13 protein-coding genes are annotated in these 16,343 nt (G+C 42.2%); 7 read left to right on the plus strand and 6 right to left on the minus strand.

Going from position 1 to position 16,343, the window contains the following annotated elements; translation table 11 throughout:
- From AC13FX_RS12435 to rho, 5 genes are all read left to right on the plus strand, one after another.
- Positions 1-1,782 (plus strand): glycoside hydrolase family 13 protein, encoded by a 1,782-nt coding sequence (locus AC13FX_RS12435; RefSeq protein ID WP_482881055.1) that lies wholly within the window; start codon positions 1-3, stop codon positions 1,780-1,782.
- A 30-nt stretch (positions 1,783-1,812) separates the two neighbouring features.
- Positions 1,813-2,340, plus strand: a complete 528-nt coding sequence (locus tag AC13FX_RS12440; RefSeq protein ID WP_482881056.1) for a TlpA family protein disulfide reductase — start codon at positions 1,813-1,815, stop codon at positions 2,338-2,340.
- Positions 2,333-3,187 carry an aminotransferase class IV gene (locus AC13FX_RS12445; protein WP_482881058.1) on the plus strand — a complete coding sequence of 285 codons (855 nt, stop codon included), beginning with the start codon at positions 2,333-2,335 and terminating at the stop codon, positions 3,185-3,187. Before AC13FX_RS12440 ends, AC13FX_RS12445 begins: the two co-directional genes overlap by 8 nt.
- A complete protein-coding gene (locus tag AC13FX_RS12450) occupies positions 3,184-4,437 on the plus strand; it encodes a bifunctional folylpolyglutamate synthase/dihydrofolate synthase (RefSeq protein ID WP_482881060.1) in 1,254 nt (417 codons plus the stop codon). The genes AC13FX_RS12445 and AC13FX_RS12450 overlap by 4 nt, the downstream gene beginning before the upstream one ends.
- Positions 4,438-4,555: 118 nt before the next feature.
- Entirely contained in the window at positions 4,556-6,097 is a 1,542-nt protein-coding gene (rho, locus tag AC13FX_RS12455; protein ID WP_482881061.1) for a transcription termination factor Rho, read from the plus strand.
- 379 nt (positions 6,098-6,476) lie between these two features.
- On the opposite strand, the gene AC13FX_RS12460 is transcribed toward rho, so the two are convergent.
- The 4 genes from AC13FX_RS12460 to sppA form a co-directional block, all read right to left on the minus strand.
- The gene (locus AC13FX_RS12460; protein ID WP_482881062.1) at positions 6,477-6,908 is read right to left on the minus strand and encodes a copper resistance protein NlpE; all 432 of its coding nucleotides are present in this window, start codon (positions 6,906-6,908) and stop codon (positions 6,477-6,479) included.
- Positions 6,909-6,931: 23 nt separating this feature from the next.
- Complete coding sequence (locus tag AC13FX_RS12465) at positions 6,932-9,337, minus strand: TonB-dependent receptor (protein WP_482881064.1); 2,406 nt, start codon at positions 9,335-9,337, stop codon at positions 6,932-6,934.
- A gap of 111 nt (positions 9,338-9,448) precedes the next feature.
- Complete coding sequence (locus AC13FX_RS12470; RefSeq protein ID WP_482881065.1) at positions 9,449-10,297, minus strand: MBL fold metallo-hydrolase; 849 nt, start codon at positions 10,295-10,297, stop codon at positions 9,449-9,451.
- A gap of 4 nt (positions 10,298-10,301) precedes the next feature.
- On the minus strand, positions 10,302-12,092 hold the full coding sequence (sppA, locus tag AC13FX_RS12475; RefSeq protein WP_482881067.1) for a signal peptide peptidase SppA: 1,791 nt from the start codon (positions 12,090-12,092) through the stop codon (positions 10,302-10,304).
- 119 nt (positions 12,093-12,211) lie between these two features.
- Here sppA and AC13FX_RS12480 point away from each other — a divergent pair, with 119 nt between their 5' ends.
- Together AC13FX_RS12480 and alr are read left to right on the plus strand one after the other, a co-directional pair.
- A complete protein-coding gene (locus tag AC13FX_RS12480) occupies positions 12,212-13,816 on the plus strand; it encodes a phytoene desaturase family protein (RefSeq protein ID WP_482881068.1) in 1,605 nt (534 codons plus the stop codon).
- Positions 13,817-13,825: 9 nt separating this feature from the next.
- Positions 13,826-14,887, plus strand: a complete 1,062-nt coding sequence (gene alr / locus AC13FX_RS12485) for an alanine racemase (protein WP_482881069.1) — start codon at positions 13,826-13,828, stop codon at positions 14,885-14,887.
- Between the two features lie 5 nt (positions 14,888-14,892).
- On the opposite strand, the gene AC13FX_RS12490 is transcribed toward alr, so the two are convergent.
- The gene (locus AC13FX_RS12490) at positions 14,893-15,378 is read right to left on the minus strand and encodes an FKBP-type peptidyl-prolyl cis-trans isomerase (RefSeq protein WP_482881070.1); all 486 of its coding nucleotides are present in this window, start codon (positions 15,376-15,378) and stop codon (positions 14,893-14,895) included.
- Positions 15,379-15,508: 130 nt separating this feature from the next.
- A complete protein-coding gene (gene tatC, locus AC13FX_RS12495; protein WP_482881071.1) occupies positions 15,509-16,339 on the minus strand; it encodes a twin-arginine translocase subunit TatC in 831 nt (276 codons plus the stop codon).
- Positions 16,340-16,343: the final 4 nt, after the last annotated feature.

A 16,343-nucleotide genomic window follows, 5' to 3' on the forward strand; every position in this document is an offset into this window, starting at 1 on the left:
ATGAAACACACAGGCCTATTTATATTATTAGCTTTTATTTTGATAGGCTTGCCTGCGTGTTCAGGCTCAGGCTCTGAGGTCAAAGGGTCTTACAATTCGCCCGAATGGGCCAGAGGTGTAGTTTGGTATCAAATATTTCCGGAACGTTTCAGAGACGGAGACCCGAATAATCAACCTGACAGGTTAAGGGCAAGAGGACCAGAAGGGTGGTTCATTACTGAGTGGACACAAGATTGGTACAAACGGGATAAATGGGAGACAGATCAAACTAACGATTTCTATGCGATCGTCAGGGAAAGAAGATATGGTGGTGACCTGAAAGGTGTTATTGATAAGCTCGATTACCTGAAAGAACTTGGAGTGGGGGCGATCTATTTTAATCCGGTGTTTGATGCCCAGTCCATGCATAAATACGATGCATCATACTATCATCACATTGACAGGAATTTTGGTCCCGATCCGGATGGTGATGTTGTGAAGTTTAAATCTGAAGATCCCGGAGCCCCCCAATCCTGGGAATGGACCTCCGCTGATTCTGTTTTCTTCGAACTCATTGATGAAGCCCATAAAAAAGGTCTTAAAGTAGTCATAGACGGTGTTTGGAATCATACAGGAACCGATTTCTGGGCTTTTCAGGATCTGATCCAGAATCAGGAAGAATCACCTTATAAAGACTGGTACATTGTGAATTCATTTGATGATCCTTCTACTCCGGATACCAATGAATTTGATTATGAAGGCTGGTGGGGATTTAAAGGGTTACCGGTATTTAGGGAAAAAGATGAAACACTTATCAAACCGATCCGGGAACATATTTTTGCTGTGACCAGACGCTGGATGGATCCAAACGGTGATGGAGATCCTTCAGATGGTATTGACGGATGGCGCTTGGATGTAGCTGAAGAAGTTGGTATCAATTTCTGGAAAGAATGGCACGAGCTGGTAAGGTCTTTAAATCCTGACGCTATTACCGTTGCTGAGATCTGGACGGAGAATGCCAAAGAGTACATATCAGGTGATCTTTTTACATCCGTAATGAACTACCGGTTTGCGCATGCAGCTAAGGATCTGCTCATTGATGATAAGATCAGCACTGAAGAATTTGTAAACCGACTGAAACAGATCGAAAGGGATTACCCGGAAGGAGCAGGACATGTACTCCAAAATCTAATGGATAGCCACGATACTGCAAGGCTCGCCTCGTTCACAGTTAATCAGGGAATTGACTATGAAGGGGAAAGTCACCCGCGAGATGGCTTTAAAGTACGCAAACCCAACGAAGATGAACGCCGGTTACAAAAACTCGTTGCCCTATTTCAGTTTACCTGGAAAGGAGCTCCAATGATCTATTACGGAACTGAAAGTGGAATGTGGGGGGCAGATGATCCGGATGACCGAAAGCCGATGGTTTGGGCGGACATGGAATATGAACCTGAAACCCATCATCCTTTTAATGAGGAACGGCCGTCAGATGACAATAATTTTGATCAGCAATTATTTGAGTATTACCAACAACTTGCTCATTTACGTAACAACTCTGACATATTAAAATATGGAGAAGCTGAAATTCTTCATCACAATAATAACAAGAAGATCGTGGTATTCTCACGTTTCCTGGATGATGAGAAGGTCTTTGTTATACTGAACCGCTCTCAGTCTGAAGAAACTCTTGATCTTACAGATTGGTCAAATGAACAAACCATGCAAAATATGCTGGAGGATATTACCTATCAAACTTCCTCTGTTCAAATAAATCCGGTTTCTGGTATCATTTTGAAGTAGAATCTTCTCTATCTTCAAAACAAAAAATTTATGCGTCTAAAACAAGAGCAATTTGTTCCATTCATGATCTCCATAGGTGTGATCACGATGCTCGTAATTATCTATTCATCCTTTCATTTTAAGAACAAACAACAGGAACGTTTCAAAACGAATTTGATCGAATCCGATTCACTGACCATGAAGTTTATGAGGATCATAGGGGAGTCTGATTCATTGCGTATCAGTGACCTGAAGGGCAAGAGATCTGTGGTAGTTTTTTGGGCCAGTTGGTCAGAAAAATCAGAGTTAATGATGGTAGAGATCGAAAAAGCTCAGTTTGAGACAGATTCTCTTCAGGTTGTAGCTGCTCTGGTCAAAGATGCTGAGGAATCACTGCCTGAAGTAAAGACCTATCCCACATTTATCTATACAGATGGTACAGAGATCTTCAATGACCTGAAAGTACCGGGATATCCAAGTTATATCGTATTCAATGAGAACTCTGAGGTGATCAACTCACAGGTTGGATACCGAAAAGGTGTGGGCTATGATTCTCTGAAAGTTTATTTAAATGACTGATGATTCCTATATATCGTTAAATGGATCTCTGACCAAGTCTAACGAAGCTTCAGTAACACCGATTAACCGTGCAATGATGTATGGTGATGGCTGTTTTGAAACTCTGAAAAGCTATCATGGCAGGTTTTTGGCGTGGGATGAACATTACATCAGGCTAATTGGGGGGCTATCCTACCTGGAGTTGGAGTCACCCGTTAACTCAGATGAACTGAAAATGGAGGTCATAGAACTTCTGCATGCAAATAACCTGAAGCATGAAGAGGCTATGGTCCGTATTCAGTTCTGGAGAGAAGGTGGGAGAGGGTATAACACATCCTCACATAAAACCTCTCGTATGGTGCACGCCAGCTCTTATGATTCACCAAAAGGCCCCTTAGACCTGATAACTGCAAAAACGCGCTGTATCCCTTCAGAATCGCTTGAAAGAAAATATAAGCTGACCAATGGCCTAAACTATATTAAGGCCTCACAGGAGGCTGTGAAGCACCGAAAAGACGATGCCTTGATGCTGACCGTCGCTGGTTATGTGAGTGAGACCACCATATCCAATGTGTTTTGGTTCAAAGATGGAAAATTCTTTACACCCTCACTGGAATGTGACCTTTTACCGGGCATCACAAGAAGTATTGTACTGAGGATCATAAAGGAGAATGGATTTGAGGTTGAATTAGGTGAATTTGAACCTGATTCAATATATGATTCGGATGCTGCTTTTTGTACGAATTCACTTATTGAGATCAGGGAAATAAGATCCATTGACGAAACCCATTTCAAAACCGGTTTAGAACCTATTATAAAGATCCGGGATTCATTTATAAACTATAAGCTGGACGCTCTTAAGATATGAAAGCTTTCACGCATATAAGTGATGTTTGGGCCTTCCTTGATAATATTCCAAAATTTCAGGATTCAGGAGTTTCTGCTGCCAATTTTTCCTTTGATAATATCACTGAGTTCCTCCGGCGAATAGGGAACCCGCATCATGAACTTCCTGCTATCCATATTGCAGGAACAAACGGAAAAGGAACTACGGGATATCTGCTTGAGAAAGTATACCATGACGCAGGATATGTCACCGGTTTGTTCACTTCTCCGCATCTTATTCGCTATAACGAACGAGTCAGGATCAGTATGAAGGAGATCCCTGATCAAGATTTGTTAGTTTTTTTCAATCAGTGGAATGATCTTCTTCAGGAAATTGGGCTTAGCTATTTTGAGATCAGTACAGTTTTAGCCTTCTGGTACTTTAAACGAAATGAAGTGGATATCGCTATTTTAGAGACGGGCCTTGGGGGGAGACTGGATTCGACCAATATCATTGAGCCACTATTGAGTATCATAACAAGCGTGGGGCTGGATCATCAGGATATACTGGGTGAAACTATAGAGGAGATAGCCGGTGAAAAAGCGGGCATTATTAAGAAAGGGACCCCTGTTGTTTTAGGCAATATGCCTGAAAACGCAGAACTTGTTTGCAGGAAGTATGCTCAGGGTTTGAAAGCACCTATTACTCACGCAAGATCAACTCATCCTGAATGGAATAATGGAGTTATCACGCTCAAAAAAATGGGATTATCCTTTCAAACCTCATTTAGGGAAGCGGTAAATATGTGGAATGTTGCGATGGTTTGTCAGGCTATAAAGACTTTAAAAGATAGATATCCGATTACTGATGTGAGCCTCAAAAACTCAATCGATGAATTTAAAGGAGCCCCCGGGCGTTTCGAAAAGTTACATCCGGTTTATGAATGGTATTTCAGTGGTTCACATAACAAAGAAGCACTCTCATCCTCGCTGGAAGCGGTAAAAGGATTAAAATCGCCGGAGGCTACGGTGGTTGTTTTCTCAGCAATGAAGGATAAGGTAAGCCCGGAATTTCTGGATAATTTCAGGCATTTTGGAAGCCGATATTTTGTGGAACAAAAGGGTGAAAGAGCAGCAAAATTTAAGGATATCAGTCAGGAGATGACCGTTGAATTGATGGATGAAACCAATGCAGGAATTATTTTAAATGAATTGAAGTCTGAGTTAGTAATTTTTATGGGAAGTTTTTACTTTTATCCCATCGTTAAGCGATGGACAACAAACGTATCATAACCATCATCGCTATTATCCTTACCTGATTGAATATCCATTATAGCCGCTTTGAATGACAGACGGTACGATGTTCACCCCAAATTCAGTAAGAATCATATATTTATAACAGCCACAATTTATGTCAGATAATCAAACTGCCGGAATCTCGGCCGGGGAGTTGGAATCCTTAGAGGGGAAAAAGCTTCACGAATTACAGACTATTGCAAAATCCATTGGTATCAAAAGGGTTACCGGAATTCGTAAAGTACAGCTTATCGAGAGTATTCGGGAAAAAGCTAACGAATTGAAAAACTCCGACTCTTCCAATAATAAAACAGACAATCAAAAGAATGACTCCACCCAAAAGGATTCAGAAATGAAGTCTTATGGAAGTCAGGATCATATTGTGTCTTATAAGAAGAAGGACGAGAACGATAATAAGAAGTCCAAGAAAAAGCATCAGCATAAGAACAAAAAGCGAAGAGCCGGGCATGAGCATAATAAGTTACCGGAGTCTGATGCGAATACCCTGGAAGAAAGGATCAAAGAACTTGAACCCGACCTTGGACCTTACCTTTTTAATGAAGGAACCCTGGAAATACTGCCCGACGGTTATGGTTTTCTTCGGTCAGTGAACTACAACTATAAAGCAAGTCCGGATGATATTTATGTATCACCCTCTCAGATCAAGCGTTTCCGTCTAAAACAGGGAGATTGTGTGATAGGAGTGATCCGCCCTCCTAAAGTAGGAGAGCGTTATTTTGCTTTGTTGCGTATTGAAGGTGTTAATGGGCGTATTCCGCACGATATGGATAACCGTCAGGATTTCGAGGACCTTTTGCCTATACATCCTGATCAACGTTATCGCCTGGAGTTTGAACCTACGGAACATACAACCCGTTTGATCGACCTTTTTGCCCCCGTTGGTAAAGGGCAGAGGGGATTGATCGTTGCACAGCCCAAGACAGGTAAAACCACCATACTGCGTAATATCGCAAATGCAGTGGCTGCAAATCATCCTGATACCAAGATCCTGATCGTTCTGGTGGATGAGCGACCTGAGGAAGTTACTGAAATGGAACGTACCGTTAAGAATGCCGAGGTTGTGGCTTCTACATTTGATGAAAAACCGGAGAACCATATCGGTTTGGCTGAGATCGTTTTTGAAAAAGCCAAACGCCTCGTTGAAAGCGGACATGATGTATTGATGCTCATGGATTCCATCACCAGACTTGCCAGAGCCTATAACGTTGTAGCTTCCAACAAAGGCCGCACAATGAGTGGCGGTGTTGATTCAGAAGCACTGAAGGCTCCAAGACAGCTATTTAGCTCTGCCAGAAACATTGAAAATGGTGGTTCTCTGACCATTATGGCTACCGCTCTAATTGACACAGGTTCCCGTATGGATGATGTGATCTTTGAGGAGTTCAAGGGAACCGGTAACATGGAGATCTACCTGGATCGCAGGATCTCAGAAAGACGACTCTATCCGGCTATCGATATCTTCAGAAGTGGAACCCGCCGCGAAGAATTGCTGGTTTCAGAGGCTGAGCGTGAGAAAGTGGTTCTGCTTCGTCGATACCTGACGAACATGAGTCCGTATGAAGCCATGGACTTCCTGCTCGAGAAGATCAAAGGCACCAAGAACAACGAAGAGTTTCTGATCTCTATGAATAAGTAGTTTACAGTGATCAGTAAACAGAGTTTAGTCGTATTTAGAGCGGTCTGTAAGTTTTAAGCTTGTCAGACCGTTTTTCTTTTCACAGTATTTTGTTGGGTGATGCGACTGTGGAATGAAATAATAGCCTATCAAACAGAACGAGACACTATCCACTTGATCAAACCTCCAAGAAGTAATCCTGCAAATAAAGATAGGATGAATAACATAACGTAAACAATGAGACGGTTTGCTAATTCAAGAGTGCTATATTCAAAGGGATCAGTAATAAAGATCAGTAAAAAAATTATGAGGGAGGGTATACCGATTATAACGGCATTAAAAATAGTGGGATGATCATCTAGAAAAGATTTCAGCATGTCGGTTTTGTATGATAGGGTACTTATTGGTCTTTTTGCAAAATGTACATATTAGCAAGGTCACCCGTTACACGGTGTCCATTTGAGTCCAGTTTTGCGATATAATTTTCCCCCACAAAATACTGATTTGGGACTTCTTCATTTTCCAGAGTGATGGTGTTTCCGGCTTCGTTCCAGCTGAAAGATCCTTGCGTTTCAAACGTATTCGGTTCACCTTCACCAAGGTAGTTCAAGTTCAGGGAATACGAGCCATCTGCTTTCAATACAAGAGTAGTTTTGATGCCTTCACACGAGGCACAGGGTAACATGCCTGAATAGCTGCCACGCCAATCCAGGGAGTTTTGTGATGTATGGCCATCAGGGATGGATTGTGGGGCTTCAGGATCCGTTTGATGTTTCTTTTGAACACATCCTGAAAGCATCAAGGAAAGTATTATCAATATAAGTTTCTTCATATACCAAGATCTTTTACCGATGATCAAATATTTATACTGAGTGAAATGATAAAGTTCCTCCCGGGAGCTGAAACCCCTGAACTGTAGGGTCGGTAACGCTGGTCTGTGATATTTTCAAGTCCCGCGGTAATGGTATAGTTTGAATTCAATTCGTAAAGGGCCTTGAAGTTGAGTGTATACCAGGCCGGTGCGTAAGTGTTGCCATTTTCATCGAGGGCGTATATTTCGGTTTTTCCCTGTTCACTGACTGAAAGATCATTGTGAGCCTTCTCACCCTGATATTCTGAATTCAATTCTAATACCATATTCTGAAGTTCATAGGTAAGCCTGGTTACCCCAAACCAGGGAGCTGCATGCCTCGATGGACTCGTACTTCCATCATCCAGTTCCTCTTCACCTTTTTGAAAGTTTAGATCAGAGATAAGTTCCAGTTCAGGTGAAAGATTGGCTTCCAATCCAAACTGTATTCCATAAACATGTGCTTCTGCTGCGTTTTGAAGGGCCTGAACCCGACTCATAACTCCATCATACATTAAACTGTCGGAACCATTCAAGCTAAAGTTTCTTCGAACAATGGCATCCTCTAAAATGGTGTAGTAGCCGGTAACATCTGTTTTTAGAACATTACCGAAGGTATGGGCGATCCCCAGGTCGGCATTATAGGCATATTCAGGTTTCAGGCCCAGATTGGGAACCACGACTGCACCTGGCTCAGAGTCAAAGATCTTGCCAATATCATCTACGTTGGGTGCTCTGAAGGCAGTTGAAAGATTTGTACTAATGATCCAGCTTTCTGAGGGCCTGTAAACAGCTCCAATGCTTCCTGTCAGCGAACCGTTATTGATATTGGCCTCTTCAAATGGAAAAGGGTAGAAACGGGTATCAAATTCAGCATCTATAATGATCCTATTATACCTGAGGCCACCTTGCAGAGTAAGGTGATCTGAAACTTCGAATTCATCATTGATATAGGCTGCAAGTGATTGCCAGGTAGCCTGCGGATAGCGGGAGGGACCTTCTTGTTCAACACCTGTAAATATCACCTCATTCAAACCTGCAGAGTTTACATCATTGAGTACATATTCAAATCCATAATACAGGGTATTACGTTTTCCTGTGATCTTCAGGAAATCAAGGTTGGCAGAATACGCCTGAACTTCCTCCATTCTGATCTCGCGGTTTGTGCTATTCAGGTCACGGCTGATCCGGCTTTCTTCAAAATATTGATGAGCCAGGTTCAAGCTAAGATTATCATATAGAACAGATGGATTCACTAATTCTGTTTTTAGATGGTTCATCATCCATTTTTGAGGACCATAGTTCCATTCTGCATAACGTGGAAGATCATTTCTGATTCTGTTGTGACGGTCATAGCGGCCGTAAGGTGTGGTTTCAGACAGGTGGAATCCATAGTTGAATTCGAGTTTGTCTGAAGCCTTATAACGAACTTTTTGAATGGCATTCAGTTGGGAATAGGCAGTAGGTATTTGCTGAAGTGGATTATCCTGTAGAATGATATCATCATTGTTGAGCCCCGGTTCAACATAATAAGCCTTCAAGTAGGCTTCAGGTCCATTGCTTCCCTGCCGTAGGTGGCCATAATCAAAATAGGAAAGAGAGCTTAGAATGGCCCATTTTTCAGCACCCACACTAAGGTCAATGTGGCTTGTTTTCTCCTTGTTAGCAGAGGAGTATCGAACTGTTGCTCCCAGATCGCTCTGCAGTTTCTCAGTAGTTGAGTAAGCAGGAGTTAACGTGTTGAAACTCATGACTCCACCAATAGCATCACTTCCGTAGATCACTGAACCGGGACCAAAAAGAACCTCGGTGTTCCGGATAGTGAATGGATCGAGGGAGATCACATTTTGAATGTTACCCCCTCTGAATATGGCGGTATTCATGCGGACACCATCAATGGTATACAGTAAACGATTTGTTGCAAAACCACGGATCATGGGGCTTCCGCCACCTTGCTGACTTTTTTGTATAAATACCTCACCTGAGAGATCCAGAAGATCAGCCGCTGTTTGAGGGTTTTGCAGTCTTACTTGTTCAGGACTTACCGTGGTAATTTTTGAAGGTACGTTTGAGGCACTTTGTGACCACCGGTTAGCTGATACAACCATCTCATTTAGGTCAAATGCTACAGCCTGCATAAATATTTCAAAGTTATCAGCCTCAATTGAGGAATAACTACGAATAAGAGTACGGTAACCCAACATACGAATCTGTATCCGATTTATGTCTTTAAATCGGGAGATCGATGCCTGCCCATTTTCGTCGGTTGTAATGAAGTAAGTTGGGTTTTCACTGCTTATGGTAACTGCTGGTAAAGGCTCACCGGTTTCAGCATCTTTGACAGTCACAGTTTGTGCTGCCGTGAAAAAAGGTATAAAAATTAAAATGGCAAGAAATAAAACGTACTTCATTAACCGGGATGTCTTGAGATGATAAATATTTGATCCTGATATTATCGAAAAGAGAATAGGATATTTATCAAATCTTGAAAAAGATATAGGCAGTTAATGCGATAGGAACTGCTAACGAATATCCCTCAGCGCAAACTTTTTATCCTTATTCAATACCAGCTTACCTGCCTTGGCATGTAGTGAATGATAAAATAATAACACCGCATTTTCTTTGAGAGCCTGTCGCAAGATCAAAGTTTTTGCCTTTTTCGATTCAATGGAGTTCACATCCATTTTACGCATGGCATAATGGTTGAGATGGAATTCGCTGGGGACCAGATCTCCCAAAAAATAAGCAGTTTCACCGGCATCCTGTATTTTAATGATCTGATGCCCGGGCGTATGCCCTCCGGTGCGAATGATCTCTATACCCGGTAACAGCTCAAATTTTTGATCTGTGATAAAAACCAGTTTATCCTCGGCAGCCAGCTTATAGAGTTCATCAAGTTGGTAACCTGCTCCTGGCCGTTGATTTCCCTTGGCTGTTTCCTCCAATGCAAAGTACCATTCCTTTTTTTGCAAAAAGTAGTTGGCGTAAGACATGGTTGGTTGGGTAGTTGTATTATGATCCACATAGGTTGATCCGGCGGCATGATCGTAATGAAGATGACTTAACACCACATGAGTGACATCAGCAGGGGTGAGCCCAAAGATATCGAGATTGGTAAGGAGGTTAGAAGTGTCTGTATATGAACTCTTATGATCCAGTCCCCAGCCAAGTCCGGTGTCAACCAATACGTTATGCTTTCCATCTTTTATCAAAAGCGGATTTATGCCGATGTATTGGGAGGTTTCCTTGAGTCCCGGAAGGTCCGGATCTTCCTTGATCTCTGAAAGGGTTGATTTTTGGATCAACCCATCTTCAAAGATCTCAAAAATTCCTTCACTTAATTGTTCAATTTCAAACCGCCCGATATTCATTGTATCACCTGACTGAGATATCCGTTGGTAAGATCAACCAGTTTTGACCTGCCGGCTGGTCCATCAACATTTTTAGGTTTCTGATTTCTTCATGATTCGTAAATGGGAACCAACTGTTAATGTAGCTGTAAATTTTTGCTTCAGTTCCAGACATCAATACTTCAAATAATCCTTTCTGTTTAGGATAATTTTCAATTCTATAGTCCTCCATATTGGCCATTTCGGCAGCTATGGCAATGGCATCATCAATAGAACCGAGTTCGTCAACCAAACCGACTTCCCGGGCGGCTGCTCCTGTCCAAACCCTACCCTGAGCAAGTTCATGTACCTCATCTCTGGTCATACCCCGAGCTTCTGCCACTCGACTTAAAAATACCTCGTAGCCATTCTCTACATTTTGCTGGATCACTCTTTCCTCAGTAGGGGTAAAAGGAGTTGTAAGATCCAGAAGGTCTGCAAATTGGTGAGTCTTGACCACTTCAAAGTCGAGCCCGATCTTATCTTCTGTAAGTTCTTTTACATTAAACAGCAGGTTAAAGATCCCGATAGAACCGGTAATGGTATTTGAATTTGCCACAACCGTATCGGCACCCATCGCTATATAGTAACCACCGGATGCAGCCACGCTACCCATGGATGCAACAACAGGTTTCTGTTCGGAGGCTGTTTTCAGGGTATTCCAGATCAGGTCGGAAGTTGTGGCAGAACCGCCCGGACTGTTAATATGAATCACGATCGCTTTCACAGACGAGCTGTTTAGGGCTTCATCAATATGTTTTTTTATGTTATCTGAAGTGATAGTTGCTGAATTATCAAAAGGTGTTTCAGATCCCAGTTCAGGCATGATCGGTCCGTCTGCATAAATAACGGCGATCCGGTCAAAGGTTGATGGAGTACTCACACCGGCTGTAGCAGCAGGGATCTGTCCGTATTTTTTGAAGGAGATCGTGTTAAGTTTGTCTTCAGGATTTATCCCAATTCTGGTCTTGATCAGGTCTTCAACATCGTTTTCAAAGATCAAGTCATCAATCAATCCAAATTCTTTAGCTGCTTCTAATCGGTTTATCGGTGCACTGTTGAGAAATTCTGTGATCTCTTCCACGGAACCTCCGGTTTTTAAGGCTACAGCTTCAGTAAAGGTTCCCGTTGCAGCATCCAGGATCTCTGATATTTGTTGCCTGCTTTCAGGTGATGCTGAGGTCTCCAAAAACGGTTCTACTGCTGATTTATATTTTCCAACCCTGAATATCTCAGGTTCAACCCCAATTTTATCGAGCATATCAGTATAAAAGGTAAACTGTGAAACAAAACCGTCGAACTCGAAATTTGTGTTAGGGGGGCTGAAAACACTGTCAGCAACGGTTGCCAGATAATAGGATTGTTCATTCATTCCAATATCATCAGTACTGAAGTAAAGAAACTTACCGCTCTCCTTGTATTCTTGCAGATAATCATAAGCTTGTTGTAGATTAGCCCATGATGCACTCATCAGGTTAGCTTTTACCCATACTCCTTTGATCTTGTCATCTGCAGCAGCTTTGGTCAGGTTTTCTTTAAGGGTTACCAATGATAGCCTGTTACCGGCTGCAGGATCAAAGTAAGTTTCAAAAGGACTCGGGAGTACACGAGCAGGTAGTGTTCCAGTCATCTCAATGGTGAGAATACTGTTATCTTTAACTTCGGGCAGGGGTTGTGAGGAACTGGATACCAAAAAGATAAAGAATACCAGCATCAGCAAGAGGAAACTTACAAATATGCCCAGGCATGAAGCTAAAAAGGATTTAAAAAAAGTCATGATTGTCTATTATTTAAAGTACTTTAGAGAATTGTTCATTGGAATGAATACAGGGGATAATCCTGTTTGCTCAACTTAGTAAAAGTTCCACTTCATTCCATCCAAAAACTCATAATTATATGTCAACATTTGATACCATTGTTATTGGTTCAGGCCATAATGGACTTGTAACCGCCTGTTATCTTGCCAAGAACGGACATAAGATACTTGTACTTGAAAGAGATACCACCATAGGCGGGGCTGTTCGAACTGAGACCATGTTTCAATCTGACGAAAATCCTAATGGTTTTCGGATGGATGTGGGATCATCGGTTCATATTATGATCCATCAAACAGGGATCATTGAAGATCTTGAGCTTGAGAAATATGGATTGGAGTACATAGATATGGATCCGATCATGTCCTATCCGGTTCCGACCGGTAAAGGGGTGATCCATTTCTGGAAAGATGTAGAACGTACCCTTGAATCTATTTCGAAAGTGGCCCCCGAAGATGTTAAGAACTATAAAGATTTTATAGATTTCTGGGGCAAGATCAACAAGGGGGTTCTAAAGGCTTTTATGACAAAGCCAACCACCGGTGGTTTATTTGCTGAAATGACCAGGGCGCAGATCAAGGAAGGCTCAATGTTCAAAAAAGGAGAACAGGCTGCCGGATTGCAAAAGATCTTATCAAGTTATGGAAAGGTGGTGGATGATGCCTTCGAAAGTCCATATATGAAGGCGGCAATTCTTTGGTTTGCTGCACAATCAGGACCCTTGCCGGATCATTCTGCCACAGGAGATTTCGCCGGCTGGCAATCCATGTTACATGAAAGTGGTGCTAAGCATCCAAAAGGAGGTAGCGGGATGCTGACTCAGGCTATGAAGAATATGATAGAGGCTCATGGTGGAGAGGTAAGGGCTGGTCAACCGGTTAGTGATATAATCATAGAAAACGGAAAGGCCATTGGTGTCAGAACTGAAAAGGGGGAAGAATTCAGAGCTGAGACAATCGTCTCTAACGCCCACGTTCAAACTACCATGATGAAGATGGTTGGCAGGGAACACCTGAATGATTCATTGTTCACTAAAGTAGAAAATATAAATGTAGGGAATGGGTTCGGAATGGTGATTAGGTGTGCTGTTGAAGAACTACCTGATTATACAGCTGCTCCGGGTGATCCTGATATACACAATGGAATACAGCTTTTGGCGCCTTCGGTTCAGTATATGAACAATGCGATCGGGGATTACACAAAAAAACTACCGCCGGAAAAACCGGCTGTTCTTTGCATGACCTTTTCCAAAATAGATCCCGAGGTGGCAAAGGATGGGAAACATACATTATTTGCCTGGGCACAGTGGCATCCGTATGAACTGGCAAATGGGTTGCATTGGGATGACATTCGTGAGCGGGAGGCTCAAAAGATCTATGATGTGGTCACAGAATATGCACCAAACATGAAAGGAAAGCTCATCGACTGGTACATTCAATCTCCATTGGATATTGAACGTAAACACGGTTTGTTGAGAGGGAATGTGATGCATGTTGAAATGAGTTTTGACCAGATGTTCATGTTCCGACCAATACCTGAAATGAGCCGCTATGAAACCCCCATTCAGAATCTCTATCTTTCAAGTGCTTCTTGTCATCCTGGAGGTGGAGTATTTGGTGCTGCAGGACATAATGCAGCGCAGGTGATCCTTAAGAAAAAACGTAAAAAATTCTTTTCATTCAGTTAAAGACAGATTTTGAGTTCTACTCTATACATACATCTCAGCAACATCCTCAATAACCTGAACGCTGTTAAAGATAAGGTTGGAAAAGAGGTTAAATGCATGGCGGTCGTAAAAGATGAAGCCTATGGCCATGGTATGTTGCCGGTGGCAGATTTCCTTAAGGATAAAGTAGATTGGTTTTGTACTGCCAGGCTTGAAGAAGCCGTAGAGTTAAGGAATAGTGGGATAGAAAATGAGATCCTGGTTTTTGAGATCCCACCAGAGGGAAGTGAACCAAAATATTTGGATCATGATCTGACAGCCAGTATTTCTGACCTTTCTGTGTTTAAACGACTGAAAGCCGGAACGAAAGCGCATCTTCATTTTGATACGGGTATGTTCAGGCTAGGTATGTTAAAGGATCAAGTTGGTGAGTCTCTTGAAATGATGGAGGCCCATGACCTGAATTACACAGGTATTTACACACATTTTGCCAACTCTGATGTAAAAGGACATCCAAGGGTCAAAGAGCAATTGAAAATATTCAGGAATATTCGTTCTGAATTTCCGCAACATCTTATGACACATACGGCAAACAGTGGGGCCATATTCTATTACGGTGATGAAGACCTTTATTTCGATGCCGTTCGTCCCGGGGTCTGTCTTTATGGGTATGCACCAGGTAAGGATGAAATAAGGGAGCTTGAACCGGCAGTGGAATGGAAATCTAGACTGGTTCAGGTCAAAAAGATCATGAAAGGAGAAATGGTTGGATATGGAAGCCGATGGAAAGCTCCGGAAGATGGCTTGATCGGAGTGGTACCGGTTGGATATGCTGACGGCCTCTTCAGAGGGTTGAGTAATAGTTTTCAGGTAGAAATTGATTCCTCTAAGGTTGACGAAGTAGGAACCATCAGCATGGATTACTTTATGATCTTCACTTCTACATCTAATATCGCTTCAGGAGATGAAGTTACCATCCTTAGAAATAATGATCTGTCTGCAAAAAGCTGGGCACAAAAACTGGGGACCATACCCTATGAGATCACAACGGCTATCTCCCCAAAAGTTAAACGAGTATATCTGAATGAGTGATAAGATCAGTCACTTACGATCTCAGCCAGCTCCACATCGAATCTAAGGGTATCATCACTGAGCCTTGAAGAAGGAGAGTTGCCGTAGCCAAGATCCGGCGGAATAATTAATACACGTTTACCGCCTTCCTTCATGCCAATCAGTCCTTCTCTGAATCCTGCAATGAGGTTTTCAAGTGATGCAAAACTGGTTGGTGTGGTATTTCTGTTTCGGTAAGAGCTGTCAAAGATCTCTCCGGTATTATTGATACGTCCGGTATAAAAAACCCGAACCTGATCGCGACGTTGAACCTGAAATTCACCAGTACCTTCCTCCACAATATAATAAACCAAGCCGGTTTCGGTCTCAACTCGTTCTGCACTGCTGATATCAAAAGGTTCAGGTACGGCAGAATAATCTACTTCAAATGGGTCATCATTATCACAGGACAGTAGCCCAAGGGTCAGGGTTGATAGAAATAAAAGTGAAAATATTCGTTTGCTGATTGTCATTATGAAAATTGAGGTGATTATTTTTTTATATCGCTCTGTTAACTATCCGATAGCTAATTTAGTATGATTGAAGATAAGGCTTAAGGATCATAATACCATATGATGACTTCAATCCTATCCAAAATTTCATTTAGGTTTTAGAGACACCTGTGATAGCTTCGTCAAGTTCTTTTTTACGCTTTTTGTTTGCATACCGACTCACCCAGATCGAGATCTCATAAAGAATGGTAAGTGGTAAGGCAATTAGTATCTGGGATATGGGATCAGGGGGGGTAAGCATGGCCGAAACGATCAGGCACATAACTATGGCATGCCGCCTGTAAGTTTTTAATAACTCTGGGGTTAATAGTCCAATCTTTGAAAGTGAGTAGCTAACAACAGGAATTTGAAAGATAAGACCACAGGCTACCACCCACATAGATACCGAACTGAAATATTCGTTTATGTCAAAATCATTACGGATGATATCCGATATTTGAAACTGAGCAAAGAATTGAAGGGCAAAGGGGACAAGGATCAAATATCCGAAAGCGACCCCCATGAGGAAAAAGAGAGTGATGAAGAATGCACTGAAGAATGTTTTTTTCTTCTCCTTACGCTCCAGGGCAGGTTCTATGAACGACCACATCTGAAAAATGAAAAATGGAGAACTGATGATAAAGCCCATAACAAACAACGTGCCCCAGAATGTGAAGAACTGTCCGGGCAATCGACGACTTTGAAGCTCGAAATTCTCAGCTTCAACTCTGAGTATGTCGTACATGAAAAAGTCTGCCCGGGTAGGTCCAAGCATCACATCTTCCACAAAGAAATCAGAAAAAGCAAAAGCGATCGCGATCCCAACCAAAACACCCACCAAACCTTTGATGATCCTCCATCTTAGTTCCTCCAGGTGTTCGAGGAATGACATAGTATCTGTGCGATCAGCCGGTTTTTTAGCCTCAGGTGGTTTGCCTTGCATTATC

The sequence above is a fragment of the Gracilimonas sp. B-17 genome (genome assembly GCF_056857935.1).